The sequence below is a fragment of the Paenibacillus ihbetae genome (genome assembly GCF_002741055.1).
GTDB lineage: Bacteria > Bacillota > Bacilli > Paenibacillales > Paenibacillaceae > Paenibacillus_AQ > Paenibacillus_AQ ihbetae.
Map to the genome: position 1 here is coordinate 1,249,872 of NZ_CP016809.1, position 18,873 is coordinate 1,268,744.

General features: G+C 53.2%; 18 protein-coding genes and 1 other annotated feature. All 18 genes read right to left on the reverse strand.

Annotated features, from left to right (window positions below; all coding sequences use genetic code 11):
• Positions 1-64: 64 nt before the first annotated feature.
• The 18 genes from BBD41_RS05800 to murG all read right to left on the reverse strand — a co-directional run bounded on the left by BBD41_RS05800 (position 65) and on the right by murG (position 18,869).
• On the reverse strand, positions 65-406 hold the full coding sequence (locus BBD41_RS05800) for a DUF5665 domain-containing protein (RefSeq protein WP_077565058.1): 342 nt from the start codon (positions 404-406) through the stop codon (positions 65-67).
• Positions 407-807: 401 nt separating this feature from the next.
• Positions 808-3,897, reverse strand: a complete 3,090-nt coding sequence (gene ileS, locus BBD41_RS05805) for an isoleucine--tRNA ligase (protein WP_099476985.1) — start codon at positions 3,895-3,897, stop codon at positions 808-810.
• Between the two features lie 65 nt (positions 3,898-3,962).
• Positions 3,963-4,241: a binding site (T-box leader), on the reverse strand.
• Positions 4,242-4,306: 65 nt separating this feature from the next.
• A complete protein-coding gene (locus tag BBD41_RS05810; protein WP_077565055.1) occupies positions 4,307-4,801 on the reverse strand; it encodes a DivIVA domain-containing protein in 495 nt (164 codons plus the stop codon).
• Between the two features lie 171 nt (positions 4,802-4,972).
• On the reverse strand, positions 4,973-5,755 hold the full coding sequence (locus BBD41_RS05815; protein ID WP_099476986.1) for a YlmH family RNA-binding protein: 783 nt from the start codon (positions 5,753-5,755) through the stop codon (positions 4,973-4,975).
• A gap of 6 nt (positions 5,756-5,761) precedes the next feature.
• On the reverse strand, positions 5,762-6,034 hold the full coding sequence (locus tag BBD41_RS05820) for a YggT family protein (RefSeq protein WP_077565052.1): 273 nt from the start codon (positions 6,032-6,034) through the stop codon (positions 5,762-5,764).
• An 8-nt stretch (positions 6,035-6,042) separates the two neighbouring features.
• A complete protein-coding gene (locus BBD41_RS05825) occupies positions 6,043-6,489 on the reverse strand; it encodes a cell division protein SepF (RefSeq protein WP_007129480.1) in 447 nt (148 codons plus the stop codon).
• Positions 6,490-6,491: 2 nt separating this feature from the next.
• The gene (locus BBD41_RS05830) at positions 6,492-7,181 is read right to left on the reverse strand and encodes a YggS family pyridoxal phosphate-dependent enzyme (protein ID WP_077565050.1); all 690 of its coding nucleotides are present in this window, start codon (positions 7,179-7,181) and stop codon (positions 6,492-6,494) included.
• An 8-nt stretch (positions 7,182-7,189) separates the two neighbouring features.
• Entirely contained in the window at positions 7,190-8,047 is an 858-nt protein-coding gene (gene pgeF, locus BBD41_RS05835; RefSeq protein ID WP_099476987.1) for a peptidoglycan editing factor PgeF, read from the reverse strand.
• Between the two features lie 225 nt (positions 8,048-8,272).
• Entirely contained in the window at positions 8,273-8,614 is a 342-nt protein-coding gene (locus tag BBD41_RS05840) for a YlmC/YmxH family sporulation protein (protein ID WP_077568902.1), read from the reverse strand.
• Between the two features lie 160 nt (positions 8,615-8,774).
• Positions 8,775-9,557 (reverse strand): RNA polymerase sporulation sigma factor SigG, encoded by a 783-nt coding sequence (gene sigG, locus BBD41_RS05845; RefSeq protein ID WP_007129476.1) that lies wholly within the window; start codon positions 9,555-9,557, stop codon positions 8,775-8,777.
• 77 nt (positions 9,558-9,634) lie between these two features.
• Complete coding sequence (sigE, locus tag BBD41_RS05850; protein WP_077565046.1) at positions 9,635-10,357, reverse strand: RNA polymerase sporulation sigma factor SigE; 723 nt, start codon at positions 10,355-10,357, stop codon at positions 9,635-9,637.
• A 146-nt stretch (positions 10,358-10,503) separates the two neighbouring features.
• Positions 10,504-11,520 carry a sigma-E processing peptidase SpoIIGA gene (gene spoIIGA, locus BBD41_RS05855; protein WP_223260566.1) on the reverse strand — a complete coding sequence of 339 codons (1,017 nt, stop codon included), beginning with the start codon at positions 11,518-11,520 and terminating at the stop codon, positions 10,504-10,506.
• Between the two features lie 389 nt (positions 11,521-11,909).
• A complete protein-coding gene (gene ftsZ / locus BBD41_RS05860; protein WP_077565043.1) occupies positions 11,910-13,028 on the reverse strand; it encodes a cell division protein FtsZ in 1,119 nt (372 codons plus the stop codon).
• Between the two features lie 57 nt (positions 13,029-13,085).
• Entirely contained in the window at positions 13,086-14,369 is a 1,284-nt protein-coding gene (ftsA, locus tag BBD41_RS05865; protein WP_077565041.1) for a cell division protein FtsA, read from the reverse strand.
• A gap of 213 nt (positions 14,370-14,582) precedes the next feature.
• Complete coding sequence (locus tag BBD41_RS05870; RefSeq protein WP_077568901.1) at positions 14,583-15,338, reverse strand: cell division protein FtsQ/DivIB; 756 nt, start codon at positions 15,336-15,338, stop codon at positions 14,583-14,585.
• Positions 15,339-15,396: 58 nt separating this feature from the next.
• Positions 15,397-16,680, reverse strand: coding sequence for a UDP-N-acetylglucosamine 1-carboxyvinyltransferase (gene murA / locus BBD41_RS05875; RefSeq protein WP_077565040.1), 1,284 nt, complete (start codon positions 16,678-16,680; stop codon positions 15,397-15,399).
• A gap of 16 nt (positions 16,681-16,696) precedes the next feature.
• A complete protein-coding gene (murB, locus tag BBD41_RS05880; protein ID WP_077565038.1) occupies positions 16,697-17,602 on the reverse strand; it encodes a UDP-N-acetylmuramate dehydrogenase in 906 nt (301 codons plus the stop codon).
• A gap of 157 nt (positions 17,603-17,759) precedes the next feature.
• Positions 17,760-18,869: an undecaprenyldiphospho-muramoylpentapeptide beta-N-acetylglucosaminyltransferase gene (murG, locus tag BBD41_RS05885; protein WP_077565036.1), complete on the reverse strand. Its 1,110-nt coding sequence runs from the start codon at positions 18,867-18,869 to the stop codon at positions 17,760-17,762.
• Positions 18,870-18,873: the final 4 nt, after the last annotated feature.

The window sequence follows — 18,873 nt, forward strand, 5'->3', positions numbered from 1 at the left end:
ACTCATACTCATACTCATACTCATACTCATAGTCATACTCCCACCGGCTTAGTTGCCCGGGGCCTTACCGAAGCTCCAGCTGCCGCTGCACGATACGCACGATATCGGCAATATAGTCTCCGATAATGGGGAGATTGAGCGCTCCCAGAGCTTGAAGCACATAAATAATCGTTGCGGCGAAAAATGTAAATCCGAGCGCAATTCCCACGCCGCGCGCCGTCCCCGCCAGCAAGTTGGTTCCGATCAGCCGCCATGGGCGATTCAGAAGCTGCGTATAATCCGCAATCCTGGACTTTTCAAGCTGCTGTGCGATATCCGTAAGCATCCGGTGGATGGCGTTCAAGCGCTCCTCCTCGTTCATTTTCGCATGCTCCGCTGGATCCTTCGTATCCGTGCGTTCCGCCATGGCACCGCTACCTCCTTGTACACTGGACAGCCTCGGCAATGCGGGCTGGGCCGATCCCCTTTTTCCGAAATCGTGCATAACACGCTCGCCGTGTTCTACAAAAAATACATGGATAGTATGCATCCGCTGCGATCATATCATTCTCCCGAGATCGGCGGCTGCAACTGCCCTCGATTGCCGGAACAAGTCCCTTTGGCTGCCAACAAAAAAGACCATGGAAGCCGCTTTACCGCTCCATGGTCTTGTCGTTCTAAGCAAAGATTTGTGTTCAGGATTATAAGCTATGGGAGATACTGCCCTGTCTAACTCATCCGAATTAAAGCAATCATCCCGATTTTTGTCCGAGGTTTCGCAATCGTCCGGCTTTTCGCGATCATCCGAACTTTCGCAATAATCCCGATTTAAGCAATGGAAATCCCGATTGTCTTTCCACCGAGCTCAACACGTTCCATATCGCCTGCTTTGCCGAAATGCAGCTCATTTACGAGTACATTCTCGCGCAGCACTTGTTCGAATGCCGTAATCGCGGCTTTCAGTTCCTCATCCGTATCAAGAGTCAGATCGACACGCTTCTCGATGGCGAGGTCCAGCTTCTTCCGGGTGTCCTGCACCGCCCGCACAACCTCGCGCACCCAGCCTTCCTGCTCAAGCTCAGGCGTAATGTCGGTGTTGAGGGCAACCGTCAATCCATAACCGGACGCGGAGGCGAAGCCTTCCTTCGCTTTCTTCTCGATCAGCAGCTCTTCCGACGTAATCTGCAGCTCTTCCCCTTCCGGCGAAGTGACGTTCACGCCGCCGTTCTGTACGACCGCACGGGTTTCGTCGCTGCTCATGCCCTTCAGGAAGCCCTGCAGGAAGCCGATATTTTTACCGTACTTTTTACCCGCCACCTTCAGGTTCATCTTCAAGGTGAAATCAACAAAGCCGCTGTCGCTTGTTTCCACGATGATCGACTTCACATTGATTTCGTCCTTGATGATCGCCTCATACCCGGCAAGATCAAATTGACGATCCATCGAGATAATCAGCTCGGAGAGCGGTTGACGCGTCTTGATGCCCGTCTCGTTGCGGACATTGCGCGCAAGCTCGACGATCTGTCTTGCCGTCTCCATGTCCTGCTCCAGCGACTTGTCGATCAGCGCTTCGTCCGCTTCAGGGAAGTCGGCCAAATGCACGCTCTCTCCGCCGCCGAGGTTTACGAAGATATCCTCTGACAGCATCGGCGTAAACGGAGCCATCAGTTTGGCAACGGTCAGCAGCACATGGGTCAGCGTTCCGTAGGCGGCCAGCTTATCTTCTCCGAGGCCGCTGCCCCAGAAGCGGTCCCGCGAACGACGGATATACCAGTTGCTCAGCTCATCGACAAAAGCTTCAATCGCTTTCGCCGCATTCAAGAAGTCGTTCACCGACAGCCCTTTGTCCACGACTTGAATCAAGCTGTTCAGTCGGGACAGAATCCAGCGGTCGAGCTTGTTGTCCGAGCCCTTGAATGGGTGCTCCGCCGGATTGTAGCCGTCGATTCCGGCATATAACGTCAGGAAAGCATGGGTGTTTACAAGGGTATCGATCACCTTCGACTTGGCTTCGCCTACGATGCCCTTGGAGAAGCGTTTGCTGTTCCAAGGCGCACTGTCGGCAAGCAGCGCCCAGCGGAACGCGTCGGTGCCGTATTCTTCGATGATTTCCCAAGGATCGATGACGTTTCCTTTGGATTTGGACATTTTTTGCCCGTTCTCGTCCAGGATATGTCCCGTAGCCATAACCGCCTTATATGGCGCCTTGCCCGTAAACAGCGTCGATACCGCGAGCAAGCTGTAGAACCAGCCCCGTGTTTGGTCAATCCCTTCGCAGATCATATCGGCTGGGAACTGCTGCGCGAATTTCTCGTTATCCTCGAACGGATAATGGTACTGCGCGAACGGCATCGATCCGCTGTCAAACCAGACGTCGATCACTTCAGAGGTCCGTTCCATGACTCCGCCGTCGCAATGCGGACATTTCACCTTGACTTCATCCACGTACGGCTTATGCAGCTCCAGATCCTCGGAGACCTCGCTTACCGCTTGAGCGCGAAGCTCGGCGATGCTGTGCGGCGCAAATTGCCCGTCGCATGTTCCGCACACCCATACATTCAGCGGCGTTCCCCAATACCGGTTCCGGCTGATATTCCAATCCACCAGATCCTCAAGGAACTTGCCAAAGCGGCCTTCGCGCACATGGCCAGGATACCAGGTCACCTCGTTGTTGTTGGCGATGAGCTGATCCTTGACCGCGGTCGTTTCGATAAACCAGCTTTCCATAGCATAGTAGAGCAGCGGCGATTTGCAGCGCCAGCAGAACGGATAGCTGTGCTCGTATTTCTCTTTGCTGTACAGCAGTCCCTTCTCCGAAAGGGTCTTCACGATATCCAGATCGCAATCCTTCACGAAGCGTCCGGCAAAATCCGTGACCTCGTCCGTATACCGTCCCTGACCGTTTACGACGCTTACGAAGCTGATGCCGTTCTCGCGGCATACGCGGTAGTCGTCTTCCCCGTGGGCCGGAGCCATGTGCACGATCCCCGTACCGCTTGCATCCGTAACAAACGATGCTCCGACAACGATATTCGCCTTCTCGGCCTTCACATATGTGAAAGGAGGCGTGTAAGATTTGCCCACCAGCTCGGAGCCTTGAAGCGTGGACAGGACGGTGTACTCGCCCTTCATGACGTCTTCCACCAGGTTTTTCGCCACGATGTAGATGCCGTCCTCCTGCTGGACACGGGCATATTCCATATTCGGGTTCACCGCAAGCGCAACGTGCGATGGCAGCGTCCATGGGGTGGTCGTCCATGCAAGGATGTACTCACCGCTGTCATGCAGCTTGAACTTCGCCGTTGCACTCAAATCCTTTACATCTTCGTAGCCTTGGGCCACTTCGTGGGAGCTCAGCGTCGTCTGGCAGCAAGGGCAGTACGGGCTGACGCGATGTCCGCGGTACAGCAGCCCCTTGTCATGAATCGTCGCCAAAATGTTCCATACGCTCTCGATATAGTTGTTCTCCAGCGTGATATAAGGATGGTCCAGATCGGTCCAGTAGGCAATCGCTTCGGTCAGCTCGCGCCACTTATGCTCATATTCGAACACGCTGGCCTTACATTTCTTGATGAACGCCTCCACGCCGTAATTCTCGATCTCCTGCTTGCCGGAAATGCCGAGCTGCTTCTCGACGCCCAATTCAACCGGAAGCCCGTGCGTGTCCCAGCCCGCTTTGCGGACAACATGGTAGCCCTTCATCGTCTGGTAACGGCCTACGAAATCCTTGATTACCCGGCCTAACACATGACCGATATGCGGTGCGCCGTTAGCTGTCGGCGGCCCTTCATAAAAGACATAGTTCGGCTTGCCCGCCCGGAGCTCGATCGACTTCTTGAAGGTGTTCTCCTTATTCCATTTGTCGAGGATGCGAAGCTCTCTGGCCCGCGCCTTCTCTTTCACGTCAACTCTGTTCATTGCAGATCTTCCTTTCACCAATGTGAGTAAAATTCCCCAAGGGAATAAAAAAAGGCCCTCATCCCGAAAGGGACGAGAACCTGTTCTCGCGCTACCACCCTAATTCCGCCCGCAAATCCAGCCGTGAACGACTGTACCGGGCGACACCTCATATCCATGCCTATAACTACCGGCATGGTCCGATATAACGTTCGGCCGACGGCTCAGCTTACGCACGTAACGATAACGCTTCAGCTTCGCTTCTCCGGGATGATCTTCAGCTCAGGACTGACCGCCGACTCTCAGCAAATGCCGGCTCTCTGAAGGACAATTCCTCTGCCTACTGTTCCCATCAACAAATTTTCGTCTTAATCAATAATATGATATTAGTTATAGACGACTTCAAGGGAAAAGTCAAGGCCGCCCCGGCCTAATACACCTCTTTAGGCTCCAGGCTCGGTTCACGGCTTTCTAAGGACTCCCATCCGTCCTGCTTCAGCAGCTCCAGCTGCGCCTCTACAAGAGAACGGAACCGGGTCCGGTAGATTGATGCCTGCTTCTTGAGCTCTTCCACTTCCAGCGCAATCTTACGGGATTTCCCGAGCGCCTCGTTAATGATCCGGTCCGCGTTCTTCTCCGCTTCCTTCACGATAAGCTGCGCTTCCTTCTTCGCATTATTCTTCACCTCATCGGCAGCCTCTTGGGCTACGATGATCGTCTTGGACAAGGTTTCCTCGATGTTGGCGAAATGATCCAGCTTCTCCTGCATCGCCATCAGCTGATTACCGAGCTCTTTATTCTCCCGAATGACGCTCTCGTAATCTTTAATGACCTGGTCCAAAAACTCGTTGACCTCGTCCTCATCATAACCGCGAATTCGACGGGCAAATTCTTTGTTATGTATATCAAGCGGTGTCAATGGCATGGTGTGCACCTCCTAAATATATGGGCCTCACAAGACGGTTATCCGCTGTATAAGCCAGACCACCCGTCCCTGAGGACAATAGCGGTCATTCTGATTTATCGGCAATTCATTCCGCATTTTAAATGTACGTCCTAAATGATTTCGACAAAAAAACGGCAATTCCTTCAAAGGTCAGACATATTTACCAACCTTGACACGGTACCGCCCTTTCTTCGTCAGGCCGCCGATCTCCAGCACGGCAAATCTGCCCATTCCCTGGATGGAGACGACATCGCCCTCTTTTAAATTGGTTGACGGATCCTCTTCTACCTTCCAGTTCACCCGGCATCGTCCAGCCTTGATCGGAACAACGATCTTTGTCCGGCTGATCCGGTGTGCATCACTGGCAATGCCGTCGAGTCTAAGCGAGGCCACGGTAATGTCCATCGTATCCAGCTTCGTCTCGGCTGCCTGCAGCTTGTCCATCGGCAGAAGCTCAGTCATCACATGCACCCTGTGCACCTGGCTCAGGTTCAGGTTCAGGAATGCGCCGATCTCTTCCGATACGACGGCATGGCATCCGCTTTCGATCACGTGAATATCTCCGAGCTTCGATCGCTTGATGCCGAGGCCGAGAATCGAGCCCATATAATCCCCGTGCTCGAGCTCCAGAAGCTTCTGGTCTCCCGACGTGATGCTGAGCACCTTGATTTTGAAGTCTTCGCCTTCAAGATCGCGGTAATCGGGCGCGATGATGGCGCGTACCCGCTCGGCATCCGCGTAGCCGCCTTCAAAAGCGGCGTGGACGTCAGGGTGCCGGTTCACCAGCGTCTCGAGAATGAAGCGTTGGCGGGGGTCGAGAAAGTCCGTCAGCTTCACCTCATGATACTGTCCTGCGTTGACGACCCATTCCCAAGCCCGATCGACGAACTCGCGCTCGTCTTGGTGAAAATGCTCATAGATGTCCGGCTTCATCGTTCGTCACCCTAGAATGAATTCCAGAATAGCATAAACTCCCCGCTCGGCTAGCTGCAGGACGAACAATGCAATGATCGGGGAAATGTCGATCATGCCCATGATCGGCGGGATAAACCGGCGAAACGGGGACAGATAAGGCTCCACCAGCTTGCCCAGGAGCTCCCCGACAAAGCTCTCCCTCACATTCGGAAGCCAGGACATTAACACATAGATCAAAATCATATAAAAATAGATTTGGAACAGCGTACGTACAATTTGGAAAATTTCTATGGACAAAGTCTAGGTCACCTCATTCTCGTATAGTCATGCTCGTCAGCCAATATCTCTGAGATGGAGCCCTGGATTTCAACCGTATCCGGGGTGCACAGAAAAATATTGCCGCCTACCTTCGATATGCCTCCGCTTAGCGCGTACACCGTCCCGCTAAGAAAATCGATGATGCGCAGCGCTTGATCGTTGCGGACGCGCTGCAGGTTCACGACGACGGTCCGGAAGGATCGGAGATGGTCTGCAATCTCCTGTGCTTCATCATATGAACGAGGCTCGACTAATACTACCTTAACATTCTTCTGGGAATGGATGCTGACGATATTGCCGCCCTTTTGGCTTTTGCGCTGCTCGAACGGCGTCGGCTCCACCGGCTCGTCCTGTGCGGCAAGCACTTCGCGCTCCACAACCTCTTCCTCATCCTGCAATCCCAAGAAATTCATAAACCGGTTCATCACGCCCATCCTCACTCCTCCTCTTTCCCTACTAAAATCGAGCCGAGACGCACCCAGGTCGCCCCTTCCTCAACAGCCACTTCAAAATCGTTCGACATGCCCATAGACAATTCCGTCAACGGCTCCTTCGTCAGCGCCTGCCGGTTCAGCTCATCTCTTAGTTGTCTTAAGCCGCGGAATACGGGACGCGTATGCTCCGCCAATGATTCGTAAGGAGCCATTGTCATCAGTCCGATAACTTTTACGTGGGACAAATCCGCGATCCCCTTCAAGAACTCCGCCGCTTGCTCAGGAGGAAGGCCGTATTTCGATTCCTCGCCCGAAATATTCACCTGCATGAACGCAGATACTTGAAGATCCAGAGCGGCAGCTCTCTTATTAAGCTCTTTCGCCAGCGATAAGCGGTCCAGTGAATGGATATATTGAAATTTATCGATCACGTCTTTGACCTTGTTCGTCTGGAGATGGCCGATAAAATGCCATGTCCCTCGGTCTCCAAGGGCCTGCCACTTGTGCTGGGCATCCTGCCACCGGTTCTCGCCGATATGCCGGAGCCCCTGATCCAGTACCGAAGCTGTCGTGTCCAAGGAGACATACTTCGTGACGGCGATGACATTGACCTCGCTCCGGTCCCGGCCGCTGCGCGCGCATGCCTCCGTGATTCGCTGTTCTATCTGATCGATACGTTCCTTCAAACTCAAGGGACGACTCACCTCTTTCTCATCCCGATCCAGCTTGCCATGCGGCCTGTCGTTCCCCCATCCTTGCGATACGAGAAGAACAAGCCGTTATTACAGCTTGTACACCATGTTGTACATTCGATATGTTCCGCCAATATTCCTGCTTTAATCATAATGCGTCTGTTTATTTCTTTCAAGTTCAGCATGTATTTCCCGTTTCCCTTGTCGATACATATGGTGAATTGCGGGTTCTCCGCGGAATCCTGCGGCGGGAGTTGTAGCGCTCTTACGCGATCCATCACGCGATCATCGACCTCATAGCAGCAGGCTCCGATCGAGGGGCCGATCGCCGCCCGGATCCGGCTCGGATCGCTGCCATATTCGCCTGCCATCGCGCTGACCATGTTCCCGGCGATGCCGGCCACCGTTCCCTTCCACCCGGCATGGGCAAGACCGACCGCCTCCGTTACCGGGTCCCAGAAATACAGCGGCACGCAATCCGCGTAGAAGGATGTCAGTAGAATGCCGGGCACGTTCGTGACCAGTCCATCCGTATCCTGAAAAGCAGAATCACGGTCGAGGCTGCCTCTTCCCCGATCCTCTGCCCGGACAATCGCGACATTGCCGCTGTGGACCTGCTCGCCGCACGTCCAGTCTTCCAGGGAGAAGCCGAGTGCTTCGGCCATCCGCCTCCGGTTCCCGATAACATGCTCCGGAACGTCCCCTACGTGAAATGCCAAATTCAGGCTGTCATAGGGCTTCACGCTGACTCCGCCATGCCGTCCGGTAAACCCGGCGGTGAGCCTCCCGTCCGGCGCACCGCGCTCCCAGCTCTCCAGCACAAACCGTCCGGACTCCTGCCCATGTTGTTTTACGAAAGGTTCCATCGAATCACTCACCTCTACCCCAGTGTAACAGAAAACGCAGCCCGGAGACACCGCTATCCGCTGCCGCATTCGCAAATCGTTGAATTCGATATCCTTGTGGAGGGCATGTCAGCGATTGGTGACAGCTCCTTCCGCCTAACGCAACCCTAATCAAGCATACCAAACGTCGGCTCATCGAAACCGATCAGGCAGCAAATCTTCCGAAGTTTATCCTTTTTGACCTCTCTAGAAATTCCTTCTGTCCTGCCGCTCCGGCCGGTCCAGATATTCCACCGTTCCCTCATCCTCCGGCACACGTCTAAGCTCCTCCATTTTGACCAGGACGACGTCCGAACCGATCTTCACGATATTGCGCCAAGGGATGATCAGATCACTCCCGCCTCCGAATAACCCCATAAACTTCCCGTAGCTGGGCACCACAATCGCCTCGATCCGTCCTTGACGGAGATCAAGCTCCAGATCGCTGATCTGGCCGAGCCGCTTCCCGTCGATGATATTAATAACATCCTTCGTTTGAAAATCGGATATTTTCATCTTTTTCCCCACCATCTGATTATCAGGTATCATCCGCATCACACCTTAGATGTATTTCATCGGGACCTCCATAGACCCCCTGGAATCCCTTGGTATACTATATGAGCCAAACGCGTAAAATAGCTTATTTTCATTAAAAAAACGATCCCGTCAACGGGGATCGTTATGTTTTTTGGTTTGATAGCGGTACATCTTAAGTTTTTACATGCTTCTGCATCTGTTTGATTGCTGATTTCTCCAGCCTGGACACCTGCGCCTGCGAGATGCCGATTTCATCGGCGACCTCCATCTGGGTTTTCCCTTCGTAGAAGCGCATGGACAATATCATTTTCTCGCGCTGTCCGAGCTTATGCATCGCTTCCCGGAGCGCAATTTCCTCAATCCAGGAGATATCCTTGTTCTTGTCGTCGCTGATCTGGTCCATCACATAAATCGGATCGCCGCCGTCATGGTAGATCGGCTCGAACAAGGAGACAGGATCTTGAATGGCATCTAGTGCAAAAACAACATCTTCCTTGGGCACGTTCAGCGCTTCGGAAATTTCAAAGATGGTCGGTTCGCGCGAATTCGCATTTGTCAGCTGGTCTCTCACCTGCAGCGCCTTGTAGGCAATATCGCGCAGGGAGCGCGAGACGCGGATCGGATTGTTATCCCTTAAGTAACGGCGTATTTCTCCGATAATCATCGGTACGGCATACGTGGAAAATTTAACGTTTTGCGACAGATCGAAATTGTCGATGGCTTTCATCAAACCGATGCAGCCGACCTGAAACAGATCGTCAACAAATTCCCCCCGATTGTTGAAACGCTGGATGACGCTGAGGACCAGCCTCAAATTTCCATTCACCAATTTTTCTCGAGCTGACCGTTCGTTGTTCTGCTGCAGATCATGGAACAGCTCCCTCATTTCCACATTCGTCAAAACCGGCAGCTTCGACGTATCCACACCACAAATTTCAACTTTGTTTCGCGTCATGATGACTAACCTCCCAAGGAGAAACATTACTGTACATTATCTCCGAGGGGGGTTATTTTATTCCTTGCCTTTTCCAGTTACACCATCTTGTTGAATTCCTTCCGGAGCCGCTTAATAATTCTTTTCTCCAATCGGGAAATGTAGGATTGCGAGATGCCAAGCAGGTCGGCAACGTCCTTTTGCGTCTTTTCCTCCCCGTCCTGCAGGCCGAACCGAAGCTCCATAATCATGCGCTCCCGGTCGCTCAGCTTATCTAGCGCCTTTTGCAGCAGCTTTCGGTCAACCTGCTCCTCGATGTTGCGATAGATGGTATCGTTCTCGGTGCCAAGCACGTCGGAGAGCAGCAGCTCATTGCCGTCCCAGTCGATATTGAGCGGCTCGTCAAAGGAAACCTCGCTCCGCGTTTTATTGTTGCGCCTCAAATACATTAAAATTTCGTTCTCAATGCAGCGGGAGGCGTAAGTGGCCAGCTTGATTTTTTTCTCAGGGTCGAAGGTATTGACCGCTTTGATCAATCCGATGGCGCCGATCGAGACCAAATCCTCGATATTGATGCCCGTGTTCTCGAATTTGCGGGCAATATACACGACAAGACGAAGATTGCGTTCGATCAGCATCGCCCGGGTTGCCGCATCCCCTGTCGGCAGCTTTTTCAGCAGGTATTCTTCTTCTTCTTTCGTAAGCGGAGGCGGAAGGGCCTCGCTTCCACCGATATAGTAGATTTCCTGACTTTTCAAGCCTAGCAAAAACAATACGCGATAATATTGAAGCTGCAGCGCTAATCTCCATTTTACGGGCATCTCTTATCCTCCTAAAAGTTTTCCTGATGGGAAACGAACGTTTGATTACTATGCCTGCTGGCTTTCCCGAAGGGAAAACGGACATGAATCATAGGTTTCATAGAAAGCGGCTTACACCCAAGTTTTCAAAGACTCATTCGCAAGGCTCAGCCGGCCGGCTTGGCTTCCTCCGGTGCTGCTCCGCGGTTGCTCCCTCTGGCTGCCGCCGCATCCGCAGCGGCATGCGAAGAAGTATTCGGAGCTCCCTCCCCTTCCGTTAGCGCCGGGTGAATGATAGCCCGATAGGCTCTGTCCCCGGACAGGGTGCCTCCGTCTAGACCGATCAGTACTTTGGTCGTCGTATATTCGATGCCGCCGAGCTCAATTCGGACTGCATCCGGTTTCAAGGCGAGCATGAATGCTGCTCCGCGGTTCACGCCGCGATAAGGAACGAGCCGCAGGCGATCCTGCCATTCAAATTCCTCCATTCCCAGATCCATAATCAACCGATCGGGCTCTCCTTGCACCAGCCGCTCGCTCCAACCTTCTGGGAGGAACGCCTCCCAGAGCGAAGCCTCCATGACCATAACGGGTGTACGAGTCAAAGGATCGCTGAGCTGATTGCCGGTATCCAGTAGGCCCCTGCAGCTTATTTTCACGCTTCCGATCCATACCGTAACCTCTCCCAGGAGCGTTTCCCTGCTCTCCATTTTGCGTTTCGTGGTCTGAACGGCCTTAAACCCGAATACAACTACAAAAAAGGTAATACACGCAGCCCAAAACCCCACCTTCAGCTCAAATGACAATCCCCCGGTTGCCGTATACCATATCCCGCTGAACAGATCCCCCGAATTCTGAACCAGATAATGAACACCGATGATTCCCCCTGCCGCAGCGAAATTGACCATGTAAAAGGCGCCCAAATGGTGAATATAGCTTTGCAGGCTGGTAAACCCGAAAGCAATCCACAGCATCAGCAGGGATAATCCGAACTTGATCAGGAAGGTGTACAAAAAGGAGAGCTCCGGGACAAACATCATGACGACATAGAGTGCCCCTGCCGCTGATGACAGGGCCAGCCTCCACCACTTGAGCTTGGTTCTTCGCATCCAGGCCGTCAGCGCCAGCAGAACCCCGTCAATCAGCAGGTTCACGATAAAAATGAGATCGATATAAACAACCAGGATCTTCACCCGCCTAGTCTGAATTCCTTTTTCGCTCTTTGTTCGCTCGGATGCGTTTGTTCTTGATCAGGGCTTTGGGAGATGCTACTAGTATAAGAAGAATAGGAATCAAAGTCTGTCTAAACCTGTGGGCCGTTCGCAGACTTTTTTTGTCGATGGAGGGCAGTTTTTAGAGACAGGAGAAAGGGGCGCGGTAAACCCGGCCGCCAATACCTGATTCACGAAGTCACAGGCAGCTTCGGGTCGGCGCTTTATAGCCGGATGGTCTCGTATAAGCGATATTCGCGAAAGTCTGACATGGGAGGGCAAGGTTGTTGAATGTGGGGTGGATTTTCATAAAAAAAAGCCTGCGCTTTGCCGCAGGGGCTGAAAGCGCAGGCTTATTCGTATTAATCATTATTACGCGAACGATTGCGAAGGAATGTAGGAATATCAAGCTGGTCATTGGTGCTCTGATTCCCGAATGGTCTCAGATTCACATTGCCCTTGTCGGAGGCCGGCTGCTGTTCGCCTTGCGGCATCGCCGGACGCCGTCCCGGCGGTGTCGGCATCGGCTTGCTCTCGAAGCCGGTTGCGATCACCGTCACCTTGATTTCTTCCTTCATGCTGTCATCGATGATGGCACCGAAGATCATGTTCACTTCCGGATCCGAAGCGGAGGTTACGATCTCGGCCGCTTCATTCACCTCGTACAAGGAGAGGTTGGCTCCTCCGGTAATATTCATAATGACGCCGCGCGCGCCCTCGATGGACGTTTCCAGCAGCGGGCTCATGATGGCCTTGCGGGCCGCCTCGGATGCGCGGTTCTCCCCGGTCGCCATACCGATGCCCATCAGCGCCGATCCGCGTTCCGTCATAATTGTCTTCACGTCGGCAAAGTCGAGGTTGATGAGACCCGGCACCGCGATCAAGTCGGAAATACCTTGAACCGCTTGGCGGAGAACGTTGTCCGCTTCACGGAACGCTTCCAGCATCGGAGTCTTCTTGTCCACAATCTCGAGAAGCCGGTCATTTGGAATGACGATAAGCGTATCCACCTTCTCCTTCAAAGCCTCGATGCCAAGCTCTGCATGAGAGGAACGCTTGCGTCCTTCAAATGTGAACGGGCGGGTTACGACGCCGACCGTCAATGCTCCGCATTCCTTTGCGATTTCCGCAATGACAGGAGCTGCACCGGTACCCGTGCCCCCGCCCATACCGGCGGTAACGAAAACCATATCCGCACCCTTTAAGGTGTTCATAATCAAATCGCGGGATTCCTCGGCGGCTTTTTTGCCTACTTCAGGATTAGCGCCGGCCCCGAGTCCTCGAGTCAGCTTGTCCCCGATTTGCAGTTTATGCTCGGATTTAGCAAGATGGAGCGCTTGGGCATCCGTATTTACCGTAATAAACTCAACGCCCTGCACGCCGTTTTCAATCATTCGGTTGACTGCATTGCTTCCGCCGCCGCCAACACCGATTACTTTAATTTGAGCTAAGCTCTCCATTTCGAAATCAAATTCCAACATCTATTCCATCTCCCCCTCAATGTGCGTGGATGGCACGTCCACAGTCAAATGAATCCGCTATATAAACTCGCTGAACATTTTTTTCAAGCGTTCAATAAATCCCGGCTTCTGGCTGGTCTCCTGAGTTGCTGCGACAGGATTTTGCTGCTTAGCGCGGTTCACCGGTTTCTTGCTATTTCCGCTGTTGCTGCTTCCTCCTGCACTGCTGCGCACTCGGACATTCCGGATTGCATTGTGGAGGATGCCGACTCCGCTGCAGTATCCCGGATCACGCACACCGATAAAATCGGGAACGGCAATCCGGACGGAGGTCGCCAGCTCGTTCTGTGCCACCTGCAGCACACCAGGCATGGACATCGTGCCCCCGGTAAGTATATAACCACCCGGAAGCTCATTGTAACCCAGTCGTTTGATTTCCTGACGCACCAGCTGGAATATTTCCTGAACCCGAGGCTCGATGATGGCGGCCAGGTCCTCTTGGTTAAACTCCTTGTCCACATTGCTTCCGATTCTCGTAACTTTAAACGTGACTTCAGGCGCGGCGCTCTCCATAAGCGCACAGCCGTATTTCAGCTTGACCTTCTCCGCCTGGTCGGTTAACGTCCGCAATCCGTATGCAATGTCATTCGTCACGAAATCCCCGCCTACCGGCAGCGTGGAGGTTGCAGCAATGCTTCCCTCTTCAAACACCGCAAGCGTCGTTGATCCTGCTCCTACGTCCACGAGCACCGAGCCCATCGTCTTCTCGTCCTTCGAGAGAGCCAATTGGCCGGCGCCTAGCGGAATCAGCACAAGGTCCTTGACCTTCAAACCTGATTTCTCCACGCAGCGGAGCAGATTATGTATTGCCGTCTTCGCGCCGGTAATAATCGTCGCTTCGACCTCAAGCCTCACACCAATCATGCCTCGAGGGTCGGAGATTCCTTCCAAGCCGTCTACTACGAATTGCTTTGCCACCACATCGATTATTTCCCGATCCGGAGGAAGCGCCACAACCTCAGCGGCTTTCAGCACGCGGTCGATGTCTTCTTCCCCAATCTCGCGATCCTCGTTCGATACTGCCACAACGCCGTGGCTGGATTGAAGTCCGATATGATTACCGGTTATGCCGACGTATACTTCGGATATTTGAATACCGACCATACGCTCCGCATGATCAACAGCGTTGCGAATGGATTGTACGGTCTGGTCGATATCTACAATTGCACCCTTGCGAATTCCCTCCGAGTCGGCAGATCCAACTCCAATAATATTAAAGGTTCCATTATTAACTTCCCCAATAATAGCACGAACTTTGGATGTACCGATGTCCAAACTAACAATGATGTCATTGTTGCTCAAGCTCTGGCACCTCCTGTTTTAACAAATAAAGTCGTCATAAAAAATTTACATTTCTACTTATTCAACATAGAAGGGGCTATCCCTCTTTTTTCTACATTATTTTTACTGCCAACATTTGCTATAGAGGACCGTAAAATTCATGAAATATAAACGAGCGCCCAATGTTGTCAATACTTTCAATTGTACCATTTATTCCTATTCCTGAGTAGAGGGTTATTCCCCTTCCGGGGCCTCTTCTTCAACTTCTTCATCGAAAGGCACATAGGAGTCTGCTTCCAGCATCGTGATGATCCCCGGCTGTTCCAATTCCGTCACTTGATTCAGATACTCCACCTTATCCCGAAGCAGCGAAATGGAGGTAATGACTTCAAACTTGGAGCGCGTGTACAGCTTGATCCGGTCCGGGAAGGAAAGCGTTGGCGAAGGCATAATCTCCGAAATGTCGGAAGTCATGCTGCTCGGTATCTCGGCGAGCACCTCGCTGAGCTTTGCCTTGTTCGGGTCGGCCGGATCCCACTTGGTCAGAATCGGCTTCTCTACGGCGATTCCGCTTGCCGCAACGGGAACCGATGTCCCGCTGGACAGGATCGCTTGAAAATCGCCGTCTGCGGACAGCTCATAAGCGACTGCAGGATACTCGGTGATCACGATGCTGATCTCGCCGGGGAAGCTCTTAACCACCTCAGCGGATTTTATCGTGCCGAGCCTGGCTAATCGCTGCTTGACCTCATCGGGATCGACTCCGAAATATTGCTCTCCGATCCGAAGTCCGCTTGTCTCCATCAGCTGCTCTTTGGTGTTCAGCGTATTGCCCTTGAATTGAATCTCGGTAACCTGGCTGATCGGCGAACGGAAGAATAGAATCGTCAGCAGGGCTATGAACAATAGCAGCAGAATCCATATAATCTTTCTCGCCGCCCTCGGTTTGGGCTTGTCCTGTTTCAGGACAGGTATATGAGTATTAGACATATCCTCTCTCTCCATAAAGACCTCCCACCCCCTCCGCATGGAGGGGATGACCAGGACCTCAATTGGCTAAATCAAGCGGCTTCGGTATGGAAGCCTGGCGGTAAATACGCGCTCCCAAGCCTTGGAACATGTTCTCGATCCGATCATAACCGCGGTCGATGTGATGCACTTGCTCGACCACCGTCGTTCCCTGCGCGGCCAATCCGGCAATGACCAGAGCCGCACCGGCCCGCAGGTCGGTTGCCTCTACGGTCGCTCCATAAATTCGCTGAACGCCGCGTATAAAGGCATAGTTCATATCCGTGGAGATATCGGCCCCCATCCGGGAAAGCTCCTCCACATGCTTAAATCGTCCTTCAAATACCGTTTCTTTCATCACACTGAAACCATCCGCTACTGACAGCAGCACCATCACCTGGGATTGCAGGTCGGTTGGGAATGAAGGGTACGGCGAAGTCACGATTCGTTCCACCGCTTTAGGACGGCTCATGCAGCTTATGTTTATTATATCATTGCATACACTGGTTTGAACACCGGCGCGCTTCAGCACATGCATAAGGGAGGTCAGATGGGACGGATTCGTCTTCGTCAGCGTTACGCTGCCCCGGGTGACGGCAGCGGCGATCATGACGGTTCCCGCAACGATCCGGTCGGGAATAATCTCGTATTCGCAAGGCGTCAGGCGCTCCACGCCGTGGATCGTAATGGTGTCGGTTCCCGCCCCGATGATGTTAGCGCCCATTTTGTTCAGAAAATGCTGAAGATCCTGAATTTCCGGCTCCCTTGCGGCATTCGAAATGACCGTCGTGCCGTGCGCCGTAGCCGCCGCCATCATGATATTCTCCGTTGCTCCCACGCTGGCAAAATCCAGATGAATATCCGTTCCGACCAGCCGGCTGGCCCTGCAATGGATTTTATCGCTGCTTTCCTCGATCTGCGCGCCCAGCGCCTGGAGCCCTTGCAGGTGAAGGTCGATTTTTCGTTCTCCGATCGCGCAGCCGCCTGGCTGATAAATGGTCACTTCACCGAAACGGGCCAGCAGAGGTCCCATCAAGAAGATGGAGGATCGCATCTGCTTCATTAAATCTTCCGGGACATGAAACGAATTGGCAGACGAGGTATCCACGGTAACCGTCTCCAGCTCGTGCTTGCATTTGGATCCGAGACGGCTGAGAATGCTGAGCATCACTTCAATGTCCAGCAGATGCGGGACGTTGCTTAATTTTACAGTCCCCTCTGCAAGCAGACTTGCGGCCAAAATAGGCAAAGCTGCATTTTTCGCACCATGGATACGTATGGTTCCTGATAGGGGCCTTCCACCCTCAATCACCAATTTGTCCAATGTATCACCTCCGAGTTTACCGCTCGCCTAGAACATACACCTCGGGTACCATATCAATTCCGTTCTTCTTCGCAATGGTTTCCTTGATATGCTCAATCAAGGCGAGCACGTCCTCTGCTGTCGCTTGACCGGTGTTTTCGATGAAATTGGCATGCTGCAACGAAATTTCCGCCCCTCCGATCCGCAGCCCCTTAAGGCCCGCTTCTTCGATCAACCTCGCGGCATGGTCGCCGGGCGGGTTGCGGAACACACTGCCTGCCGTTGCCGATTGGAGCGGCTGCGTGCGCCGGCGGCGGTCCTTATAGGAAGCCATCCGAGCAGAAATTTCTTTGCGGTCCCCATGCTGGAGCTCAAATACCGCTTCCGTCACAATCCCTTTTCGTTCGTGCAGAATGGAGTGCCGGTAATCGAACGCCATATCTTTGGCAGCATACGTAACCAATTCCCCTGTTTCCAGTACAATGTCAGCGGACTTAAATATGCGTGACACATCAGACCCGTGAGCGCCTGCATTCATGTAAACGGCCCCTCCGACCGATCCCGGAATGCCTCCGGCGAATTCAAGACCCGATAATCCTTGTTTCCCGGCCAGAACACTGAGCTTGACGAGCGACAGGCCGCCGCCTGCCGTCACCGTCTCACCCTCGAACCGATAATCCTCGAAGCCCTGGCCCAGCTTGATCACCGCTCCCCGAATGCCTTTATCGGATACCAGCATGTTCGAGCCGCGTCCCAGTTGTGTCCAAGGAATGCGATGGGCATGGAGAAGAGCGATCAGCTCGGCGAGCTGCTCTTTATTCTCGGGAACAACCAGACAATCGGCAGGTCCGCCTATTTTCCAAGTTGTGTATTTGGCCAGCGGTTCATTCCATAAGACGGCTCCGACATTGGCTTCAGATAGTAGCGATTTCCACTGCTGCATTGTAAATAAACCTCCCTTGACTTTCAAAACAAAAGGCCATTCCCCCGAAACTGGCGGGAAGATGGCCGCTGTCTGTAATGCCGGCCTCATGGGTGTGTCACGATTATAGAGTATCTTATGTCAGGCTCCATAGGTGTGTGACAATCGCCCAGCCGTTTTAGCGTTTGCCGGTAAGCCGGCGGATTTCCTCCACAATGACGGCAGCGGAATCCGGCTTCCCGAGCTTTCGGGAAGCTTCGGACATCGCCTTCCGGACATCGGGGCTTGTCATAATTTCCTCAAGCCGCCCAAATAAGGTTTCCGCTGTGAGATCCTTCTCCAGGATCATTCTCGATGCGCCTGCATCCTCCAATTGTCGGGCGTTTGCCTCCTGATGATTGTTGGTCACATTCGGTGACGGGATGAGGACCGAAGGAATGCCCAGCGAAGTGATTTCGGCCAGAAAAGAGGCTCCGGCACGGTTTACGATCAGGGAAGTCGCAGCAAGCACTTCCGGCATGTTATGAACATAAGGCATGATATGAAGATGGTTCGGCATCGTGCCGAGACGGCTGCGTATCTCCTCGCGCGTGCGCTCAAAATAAGTATCGCCCGTTACGAACACAAAATGAATACCTGGCAGACGTCCGATATGAGAAGCCATGCCGATCATGGCATCATTGATCGCTTTGGCCCCCCGGCTTCCGCCAACGATCAGAACGACCTGGCTGTCCATCGGAATGCCAAGCGAAGCAAATCCACGCTCGCGATTGGCGGATTGGACCGTCGTCGCGCGTGGATTCCCTGTATACACCGCTCTTTTGGCTTTAGGGAAGGCCTTCTCGGAGCCCTCGAAGCTCACCGCTACCGTATCCGCGTAGCGGCTCAAAAATTGATTCGTCAGCCCGGGAATTGCATTCTGCTCATGGATCATCGTCGGAATCCCTAATTTTGCGGCTGCGTAGACGACAGGTCCGCATACGTAGCCTCCGGTACCGATCACAACATCGGGCTTGAATTGGGACAGCAGCGCCTTGGATCGATTGACGCCTTTGAAAAAGCGCATGATCGTTTTCACATTTTCAAACGACAGCTTGCGCCGAAAGCCCGTAATATCAATGCTTTCGAACGGGAGCTTCTCTTGCGGCACCAGCTTGCTCTCAAGGCCCCGCTCCCCGCCGATATATAAAAACTCCGTCTTCGGATCTTCCAATTCACATTGTCTTGCAATGGCGACTGCGGGGTAGATATGCCCCCCCGTCCCGCCGCCTGTTAATACGACACGCATACTG

Coding starts and splice junctions, on each gene's coding strand:
- ileS (WP_099476985.1), bottom strand. CDS start 3,897: ATGAACAGAGTTGACGTGAAAGAGAAGGCGCGGGCCAGAGAGCTTCGC.
- BBD41_RS05840 (WP_077568902.1), bottom strand. CDS start 8,614: ATGATACCTGATAATCAGATGGTGGGGAAAAAGATGAAAATATCCGAT.
- pgeF (WP_099476987.1), bottom strand. CDS start 8,047: ATGGAACCTTTCGTAAAACAACATGGGCAGGAGTCCGGACGGTTTGTG.
- BBD41_RS05815 (WP_099476986.1), bottom strand. CDS start 5,755: ATGAAGCCGGACATCTATGAGCATTTTCACCAAGACGAGCGCGAGTTC.
- BBD41_RS05800 (WP_077565058.1), bottom strand. CDS start 406: ATGGCGGAACGCACGGATACGAAGGATCCAGCGGAGCATGCGAAAATG.
- ftsZ (WP_077565043.1), bottom strand. CDS start 13,028: ATGTTGGAATTTGATTTCGAAATGGAGAGCTTAGCTCAAATTAAAGTA.
- BBD41_RS05810 (WP_077565055.1), bottom strand. CDS start 4,801: ATGCCATTGACACCGCTTGATATACATAACAAAGAATTTGCCCGTCGA.
- BBD41_RS05825 (WP_007129480.1), bottom strand. CDS start 6,489: ATGGGCGTGATGAACCGGTTTATGAATTTCTTGGGATTGCAGGATGAG.
- BBD41_RS05870 (WP_077568901.1), bottom strand. CDS start 15,338: ATGTCTAATACTCATATACCTGTCCTGAAACAGGACAAGCCCAAACCG.
- sigG (WP_007129476.1), bottom strand. CDS start 9,557: ATGACGCGAAACAAAGTTGAAATTTGTGGTGTGGATACGTCGAAGCTG.
- sigE (WP_077565046.1), bottom strand. CDS start 10,357: ATGCCCGTAAAATGGAGATTAGCGCTGCAGCTTCAATATTATCGCGTA.
- murG (WP_077565036.1), bottom strand. CDS start 18,869: ATGCGTGTCGTATTAACAGGCGGCGGGACGGGGGGGCATATCTACCCC.
- murB (WP_077565038.1), bottom strand. CDS start 17,602: ATGCAGCAGTGGAAATCGCTACTATCTGAAGCCAATGTCGGAGCCGTC.